The sequence below is a fragment of the Streptomyces sp. NPDC059003 genome (assembly GCF_042740445.1).
Classification (GTDB): domain Bacteria; phylum Actinomycetota; class Actinomycetes; order Streptomycetales; family Streptomycetaceae; genus Streptomyces.
Map to the genome: position 1 here is coordinate 62,981 of NZ_JBHYJH010000029.1, position 7,496 is coordinate 70,476.

General features: G+C 69.7%; 6 protein-coding genes. 4 read left to right on the forward strand and 2 right to left on the reverse strand.

The genetic code is table 11. From position 1 onward, the window contains the following. Positions 1-93: 93 nt before the first annotated feature. A complete protein-coding gene (locus ACFWZ5_RS14040) occupies positions 94-783 on the reverse strand; it encodes a response regulator (RefSeq protein ID WP_384805945.1) in 690 nt (229 codons plus the stop codon). Continuing rightward, positions 780-2,450 carry an ATP-binding protein gene (locus tag ACFWZ5_RS14045; RefSeq protein WP_384805947.1) on the reverse strand — a complete coding sequence of 557 codons (1,671 nt, stop codon included), beginning with the start codon at positions 2,448-2,450 and terminating at the stop codon, positions 780-782. The genes ACFWZ5_RS14040 and ACFWZ5_RS14045 overlap by 4 nt, the downstream gene beginning before the upstream one ends. Positions 2,451-2,654: 204 nt before the next feature. On the opposite strand from ACFWZ5_RS14045, the gene ACFWZ5_RS14050 reads away from it, so the two are divergent. The 4 genes from ACFWZ5_RS14050 (at position 2,655) to ACFWZ5_RS14065 (ending at position 7,408) form a co-directional block, all read left to right on the forward strand. Continuing rightward, positions 2,655-4,040 carry a cation:dicarboxylate symporter family transporter gene (locus ACFWZ5_RS14050; RefSeq protein ID WP_384805948.1) on the forward strand — a complete coding sequence of 462 codons (1,386 nt, stop codon included), beginning with the start codon at positions 2,655-2,657 and terminating at the stop codon, positions 4,038-4,040. Positions 4,041-4,337: 297 nt separating this feature from the next. Next, positions 4,338-5,696, forward strand: a complete 1,359-nt coding sequence (locus tag ACFWZ5_RS14055; protein ID WP_384806560.1) for an extracellular solute-binding protein — start codon at positions 4,338-4,340, stop codon at positions 5,694-5,696. A gap of 74 nt (positions 5,697-5,770) precedes the next feature. Continuing rightward, entirely contained in the window at positions 5,771-6,577 is an 807-nt protein-coding gene (locus tag ACFWZ5_RS14060; RefSeq protein ID WP_384806562.1) for a carbohydrate ABC transporter permease, read from the forward strand. Then, on the forward strand, positions 6,578-7,408 hold the full coding sequence (locus ACFWZ5_RS14065; protein ID WP_384806558.1) for a carbohydrate ABC transporter permease: 831 nt from the start codon (positions 6,578-6,580) through the stop codon (positions 7,406-7,408). It abuts the gene before it with no gap. Positions 7,409-7,496 lie beyond the last annotated feature (88 nt).

Below are 7,496 nucleotides of genomic sequence, written 5' to 3' on the forward strand. Positions count from 1 at the left end.
AAATTTCCATAAAGTGAGCCCTCTCACGCATTTCTGACGGAACGTGACACAACAAATCCGCATCAGAGTTGGATCTTCCGGCCCGTCCGGCCCTCACTCCGCCAGCAACCACCGATACACAAGCTCAGGCCGACCCACGTGACCGTACTGAGGGCTGCGCGTGGCGCGCCCCGTGGTGACCAGGTGTTCCAGGTAGCGCCGCGCCGTGATCCGGGAAAGCCCCGCCGCGTCGGCGGCGACCGCGGCCGTGAGGCCATCCGCCGCCGCGTCCTGGAGCGTCCGCGTCACCCGCTCCAGGGTGGGGCCGCTGAGCCCCTTGGGCAGCGTCGCCGGCGCGGGCGCCCGCAGCGTCGCGAGCGCCCGGTCCACCTCGTCCTGCCCACTGGCCTCCCCCGCCGCGCCGCGGAACTCCGCGTAGCGGGTGAGCCGATCCCGCAGGGTCGCGAAGGTGAACGGCTTCAGGACGTACTGGATGAACCCGAGCGACACCCCTTCGCGCACGACCGCCAGGTCACGGGCCGACGTCACGGCGATGACGTCGGCCTTGTGCCCCGCGGCACGCAACGACCGCGCGAGGGCGAGACCGTGGCCGTCGGGCAGGTTGAGGTCGAGGAGGATCAGGTCGATGGGGGTGCGGTCGAGCGTGCGGCGGGCCTCCGCGGCCGTGTGCGCCGTGGCCGCCGCCTCGAAGCCGGGCACCCGGTTGACGTACAGGACGTGGGCGTCGGCCGCGACGGGGTCGTCCTCGACGACGAGGACCCGGATCAAGGGGTGCTGAGTCATCCGCTGGCCTTTCCGCCGGTCTGTCTGTCGGCCTGACCGCCGGTCGTGGCGGTGAGAGGCAGGCGCGCCGTGAACCGCGCGCCGCCGCCGTCCCGCTCCGTGAGGGTCAGTGTGCCGCCGTTGCGCGTCGCCGCCTGGTGGGCGAGGGCGAGTCCGAGGCCCCTGCCGTCGGGGGACTTCGTCGACCAGCCCCGCGTGAAGACCGCGTCCCGGTGGGCGGGCGGCACGCCGGGACCCGTGTCGGTGACGCGCAGGAGCAGGCCGTCGGACTCCGCGCGGACGGTCACCGTGACGCGCGGCGACGCCGAGCCCTGCGCCGCGTCGAGGGCGTTGTCGATCAGGTTGCCGAGGATCGTGACCAGGTCGCGGGCGGGCAGCGTCGGCGGGAGCATGCCGTCGTCGATGCCGGTGTCGGCCGAGACGACGAGCTCCACGCCGTGCTCGTTGGCCTGGGCGGCCTTGCCCAGGAGGAGGGCCGCGAGGACCGGTTCGCTGACGGCCGCGACGACCTGGTCGGTGAGGGCCTGGGCCAGCTCCAGCTCGGCCGTGGCGAACTCGACCGCCTCGTCCGCGCGGCCCAGCTCGATGAGGGACACGACGGTGTGCAGCCGGTTCGCGGCCTCGTGGGCCTGGGAGCGCAGGGCGCGCGTGAAGCCGCGCTCGGAGTTCAACTCACCGGTCAGGGACTGGAGTTCGGTGTGGTCGCGCAGGGTCACCACGGTGCCCTTGCGGTCGCCGCCCGACACCGGCGAGGTGTTGACGACGAGCACCCGGTCGGCCGTCAGGTGCACCTCGTCCACGCGCGGCCGGGTGTCCAGGAGCGCGCCGGTGAGCGGCGCGGGCAGGCCGAGGTCGGTGACGGCGCGCCCCACGACGCCTTCGGGGGCGCCGAGCAGTTCGCGGGCGCCGTCGTTGGCGAGGGCGACGCGCCGCTGCCCGTCGAGCATGAGCAGCCCTTCGCGCACGGCGTGCAGCGCGGCCTCGTGGTAGTCGTGCATGCGGCTGAGCTCGGCGGCGTTCATGCCGTGGGTGCTGCGGCGCAGACGCGCGTTGATGACGTACGTACCCACGGCGCCGAGCACCAGCGCCCCGGCCGCGACGCCGAGCAGCGGCACCAGCTGCTCGCGCGCCTTGGCGCTGATCTCGTCGATGGTGATGCCCGCGCTGACCAGGCCGACGATCCGGCCCCCGTCGCGGACGGGCGTGACCACGCGGACCGACGGGCCGAGGGTGCCGGTGTAGGTCTCGGTGAAGGTCTGGCCGCGCAGCGCCTCCGCGGTGTGGCCGAGGAAGCGCTCGCCGATCCGGTCCGGGTCGGGGTGGGTCCAGCGGATCCCGCGCCGGTCCATGATCGTGACGAAGGCGACGCCGGTGTCGCGCTGCACCCGGGACGCGTACGGCTGGAGCTTCGCCGTGGGGTCCGCCTCGCGGATCGCCGCCCGTACCGACGGGGCGTCCGCCACCGCGCGGGCGGCCGCCGTGGCCTGTCTGCGCGCCGCCTCCTCCGCCTGGTGCCGGTCGCTGAGATACGTGAACAGGGCACATCCGGCCACCACCACCGCCACGAGGACCACCTGCATGGCGAAGAGCTGACCGGCGAGGCTGCGGGGGCCGCGGGGGCCGAGCGGGCCGCGCTTGCGCAGGGGTGGGCGGGGGGCCTGGGGCATGCTGCCAGTCTGCCGCGCCCCGCGCGCCTGGCCTAAAGCGACCGGTGGACAACGCGTACGCCCCCAGGAGCACCGTCCGCGCGAACTCAATGAACGCAAGGGTGACCCGCCTCACACACCGGGAGATAGTCACCCGGAATCGCCAGGACGTGAGCCGCACGACTCGCGAGGACGCAGTGGTCGTAGTCGCCCAAGGAGGCACCCGTGGCAGATGGACGTACGGCGGCGGAGGCCGCCGGGACCGGCACCCCACCCGTGAAGCGTGACCGTACCCACTACCTCTACATCGCCGTCATCGCGGCCGTACTCATCGGCATCGCGGTCGGCTTCATCGCGCCGGACTTCGCCAAGGAGCTCAAGCCGCTCGGCACCGGCTTCGTGAACCTGATCAAGATGATGATCTCGCCGATCATCTTCTGCACGATCGTGCTCGGCGTGGGTTCGGTCCGGCAGGCCGCGAAGGTCGGCAAGGTGGGCGGGCTCGCGCTCGGCTACTTCGTCTGCATGTCCGTGGTCGCGCTGGCCATCGGCCTGGTCGTCGGCAACATCCTGCACCCCGGCTCCGGCATGGACCTGACCGAGTCGGTCAAGGGCGCGGGGCACACCGCCGCCAAGAGCGCGGACGAGGGCCTGGTCGACTTCGCGCTCGGCATCATCCCGACCACGATGGTCTCCGCCTTCACCAAGGGCGAGGTCCTCCAGACCCTGCTCGTGGCCCTCCTCGTCGGCTTCGCCCTCCAGGCGATGGGCAGGACGGGCGAGCCGGTCCTGCGGGGCGTGCAGCACATCCAGAAGCTGGTCTTCCGCGTCCTCGGCATGATCATGTGGGCGGCGCCGATCGGGGCGTTCGGCGCGATGGCCGCCGTGGTCGGCGAGACCGGTACGGATGCCTTGCGGGCGCTGGCCACGATCATGATCGGCTTCTACGTGACGTGCGCGCTGTTCATCGTGCTCGTGCTCGGCACGCTGGTGCGGGTGGTGGCGGGGGTCAACCTCTTCAAGCTGCTGAAGTATCTGGGCCGGGAGTTCCTGCTCATCCTGTCCACGTCGTCCTCGGAGTCCGCGCTGCCGCGTCTGATCGCGAAGATGGAGCACCTCGGGGTGAGCCGGCCCGTCGTCGGCATCACCGTGCCGACCGGGTACTCCTTCAACCTCGACGGCACGATGATCTATCTGACGATGGCGTCGCTGTTCATCGCCGACGCGATGGATCAGCCGCTCGGGGTGGGCGAGCAGATCTCGCTGCTGCTGTTCATGATGATCGCGTCCAAGGGCGCGGCGGGTGTTTCCGGGTCCGGCATCGCCGTCCTGGCGAGCGGCCTGCAGTCGCACAAGCCCGCGCTGGTCGACGGGGTCGGGCTGATCATCGGCGTCGACCGCTTCATGAGTGAGGCTCGGGCGCTGACGAACTTCGCGGGTAACGCGGTGGCGACGCTGCTGATCGGTACGTGGACGAAGGAGGTCGACCGGGAGCGGGTCTCCCTTGTCCTCGACGGCAAGCTTCCGTTCGATGAGCGGACGCTGCTGGATGACGAGGCGGAGGATTCCGGGGGGCGGGGGCCGGTGGTGATGGAGAAGGCGGGGGTGTAGCCCTCGCGGGGCGCCCCAGACCCGCCCCTTCCCGAACCAGGGGGCTGCGCCCCCTGGACCCCCGCTCATCGCGCTTCGCGCTCGTCCTCAAACGCCGGACGGGCTAAAACTTCTGCCGCACCGGCGAGATTTTTAGCCCCTCCGGCGTTTGAGGAGCGGGGTCTGGGGCGGAGCCCCAGTTCGGGAAGGGGCGGGATTGGGGGGCCGCGCAGCCGCGCCCTCCTGCACGGGCATTGACCCTCCCGACAGCAACCGCTTACGTTCACCGGCAGCAGCCGCTCCGTAGGAGGTCGTGCCGTGCGCCCCACAGCAACCACCCCCGTACTCCTGGCCACCGTACTCGCCGCCTCCGCCCTCACCGCCTGCGGCGGCGGCTCCGGCGACGACCCGGACACCGTGAAGGTGTCGTACAAGCAGTCCATGGACAACAAGATCCGCGTCATGGACACGTTCCTGGAGTCGATGAAGAAGCAGTTCGAGAAGGACCACCCGGGCAAGAAGGTGAAGCTGGTGCCGATCAAGGCGCCGGACGCCGAGTACTACACGAAGGTCCAGCAGATGATGCGGTCCCCGAAGACCGCGCCCGACCTGGTCTACGAGGACACCTTCCTCATCAACTCGGACATCACCAGCGGGTACTTGAAGCCGCTCGACCCCTACCTGGAGAAGTGGCAGGAGTGGCCGAAGTTCATCGACACGGCCAAGACGGCGGCGCGCGGTGAGGACGGCAAGACGTACGGCGTGCCGGACGGCACGGACACGCGCGGCCTGTGGTTCAGCAAGGACATCTTCAAGAAGGCGGGCCTGCCGCAGGACTGGCAGCCGAAGAACTGGGACGAGATCCTCGACGCGGCCCGGACCGTCAAGGAGAAGGTCCCGGACGCCGTCCCGTTGAACGTGTACACGGGCAAGCCCGGCGGCGAGACGTCGGCCATGCAGGGCATGGAGATGCTGCTGTACGGGACGGGCAAGGACCCGCTGTACGACCCGAAGGCGAAGAAGTGGGTCGTGGGCGGCAAGGGCTTCAAGGACTCGCTGAAGTTCGTGGAGACCGTCTACAAGGAGAAGCTCGGCCCGGACGTCGAGGACGCCCTCGACCCGAACATGGCCACGCGGGTGCGCGGCGACTTCCTGCCCAAGGGCAAGCTCGCCATCAACCTCGACGGCTCCTGGCTGCCGCAGGACTGGCTCAAGGGCTCGGGCCACGAATGGCCGGACTGGTCCAAGGAGTTGGGGCTCGCGTACATGCCCACGCAAACCGGCCAGGCGCCCGGCAAGGTGAGCATGTCGGGCGGCTGGACCTGGGCGATCCCGGCGAAGGCGGGCAACGCCGACCTCGCCTTCGAGTTCATCGAGACCATGCAGACCAAGGAGAACGCGAAGAAGTGGTACATCGCGAACTCCGGCATCTCGGTCCGCGAGGACGTCGCGAAGGACCCCTCGTACGTGAAGGCGCAGCCCGGCATCAAGTTCTTCACCGATCTGGTGGCGTCGACGCACTACCGCCCGGCCTTCCCCGCCTACCCCAAGGTGTCCACCGCGATGCAGGAGGCGATGGAGCAGGTCACCACCGGTGACGGCTCCGTGGACAAGGCGGCACGAGGGTACGACGAGGAGGTCGAGTCCGTGACGGACGGCAAGGTGATCGAGCGGTGACGGCGCCGCGGGGCCGCAGACGCCTCGCCCGCTCCCTGGTCCGGGCCCTGCCCGTCTCGCCCGCCGTCGTCCTGATGCTGCTGTTCCTCGCGGGCCCCATCGGCTACTGCGCGTACATCGCGTTCACGGACCTCCAGCTGACCGGGCAGGCGCACGAGAGCTTCGTCGGGTTCGAGAACTTCCGCACGGCCTTCGACGACGAGGACTTCGTCAACGCGGTCTGGCTGACGCTCGTCTTCACGTTCCTGTCGTCGATCGTCGGCCAGAACACGCTGGGCCTGGCCCTGGCGAGCCTGATGCGGCGGGCGTCGAAGCCGGTGCGCACGCTCACGGGGGCGGTCGTGATCGCGGCCTGGGTGATCCCGGAGGTGGTGGCGGGCTTTCTGCTCTACGCCTTCTTCCGGCGCGACGGCACCCTCAACGCGATCCTCGACCTCCTCCATCTCCCCTCCCAGAACTGGCTGTTCACCCTCCCCATCCTCGCGGTGTCGTTCGCGAACATGTGGCGCGGCACGGCCTTCTCGATGCTCGTGTACTCCGCCGCCCTGAACGAGATCCCGCAGGAGATCACCGAGGCCGCCGAGGTGGACGGCGCGGGCGGCTGGCGCCGCATGTGGCACATCACGCTCCCGATGATCCGCCGCTCCATCGGCACCAACCTGATGCTCAACACCCTCCAGACGCTGTCCGTCTTCGGCCTGATCTGGGTGATGACGCGCGGCGGCCCCGGCAATCGCAGCCAGACCCTCCCCCTGTTCATGTACGAACAGGCCTTCCAGAAGAGCATGATCGGCTACGGCACGGCGGTGGCGCTGCTCCTGCTCCTCGTGGGCTCCCTGTTCTCGCTCGTCTACATGCGTCTGCTGCGCACGGAGGTCTGAGTGTCCACACGCCGTACGCAAAGCCGTGCGCTCGCGGCGAACATCGGCCTGCTCGCGGTGGCGGCGGCGTTCGCGGTGCCGCTCGCCTGGGTGGTCCTCTCCGCGCTCGACCCCAAGGCCGACGTCGGCGTGAAGACCCCGGACGGCATCACGCTCGACAACTTCGACGCGGTCCTGACCGACGAGATCACCTTCACGCCGATGCTGAACAGTCTGATCCTGTGCGGCGGCGGCACGCTGCTCACGGTGGTGGGGGCGGCCCTCGCCGCGTATCCGCTGTCGCGCTACAGCTCCCGCCTCAACCGCCCCTTCATGCTGACGATCCTCTTCGCGACGAGCCTGCCCATCACGGCGATCATGGTTCCGGTGTACGCGCTCTTCGTACGCGTCGACCTAATCGACACGATGCAGGGCACGATCTTCTTCTTCGCGGCGTCCCAACTCCCGTTCGCCATCTGGCTGATGAAGAACTTCATGGACGGCGTGCCCAAGGAGCTGGAGGAGGCCGCCTGGACCGACGGCGCGTCCCCCCTCCAGTCCCTGATCCGCATCCTGCTCCCCCTGATGGGCCCCGGCGTCGCCGTGGTGACCGTCTTCTCCTTCGTCATGATGTGGGGCAACTTCTTCGTCCCCTTCATGCTCCTGCTGTCCCCCGACCAGATGCCCGCCGCCGTGAGCATCAACGACTTCTTCGGCAGCAAGGGCGCCATCGTCTACGGGCAGTTGGCCGCGTTCTCCGTCATCTACTCGACGCCGGTCATCCTGCTGTACGTGCTGATCGCGCGGCGTTTGGGCGGGGGGTTCGCGTTGGGCGGCGCGGTCAAGGGCTGAGGCCGGTGCCCTGCCGGGGGCTCCCCAATCCCGCCCCTTCCCGAACTGGGGGCTCCGCCCCCAGACCCCCGCTCCTCAAACGCCGGAG